The sequence below is a fragment of the Rubrobacter calidifluminis genome, assembly GCF_028617075.1.
GTDB classification, from domain to species: domain Bacteria; phylum Actinomycetota; class Rubrobacteria; order Rubrobacterales; family Rubrobacteraceae; genus Rubrobacter_E; species Rubrobacter_E calidifluminis.
Map to the genome: position 1 here is coordinate 1 of NZ_JAQKGV010000050.1, position 735 is coordinate 735.

A 735-nucleotide genomic window follows, 5' to 3' on the forward strand; every position below is an offset into this window, starting at 1 on the left:
AGGTGAGCCTCTCCCTCGTAGATCTCCCTGAGCTCCTCAGCACTCTTGAAGGTGCCATCGTCCCGCACGGCCCTCGCCCACGGTACGTTCGCCGCTCCGGGGATGTGTCCTCCCCTCAACGCTCCCTCCTGCGGGTAGTCGGGCATGTGCAAAAGCTCACCCTTGTACTCCCCAGGGCTCCTGACATCAACAAGGGGTCTGCCCGCCTTCACGTGCTCCTCAACCTCGGCCTTGAAAGCCCTTATCTGTGTGTCATCCCTCTTCGGGGTGGGATAGTCAGCTCTGGGAAAGGTGGGCACCTCCTGGGTCATCTCCCTGCCTTCTTCCTCCCACTTCTTCCTCCCACCATCCATTATCGCCGTGTTGGTGTGCCCGAAGAGCTCGAAGACCCAAAGAGCATACGTCGCCCACCAGTTGTTCTTGTCCCCGTAGAAGATGACCTTCGTCTGGGGTGTTATCCCCTTCTCGCTCATAAGAGAGGCAAACCTCTCCGGAGAGAGGTAGTCGCGGATGAGCGGGTCGTTGAGATCCTCAACCCAGTCTATCTTCACCGCGTTTGGGATGTGCCCCACATCGTAGAGCAAAACATCCTCATCACTCTCCACGATGCGCACGTTTTCGGTATCGGAGAGGTGATCTGCCACCCACTGGGTGCTGACCAGCTTCTCCGGATGGGCGTAGCCCTTCTCGCGTATCTCCTTCTCCACCTCGGCCATCTTCCTCAAATGCCTCCTT

At 58.5% G+C, this 735-nt stretch carries 1 protein-coding gene; it reads right to left on the bottom strand.

Annotated elements, in window-relative coordinates; all coding sequences use genetic code 11:
• A partial coding sequence (locus PJB24_RS15805; protein WP_273847618.1) for a sulfurtransferase occupies window positions 1-716 on the bottom strand: 716 nt, incomplete at its 3' end.
• Between the last annotated feature and the right edge of the window lie 19 nt (window positions 717-735).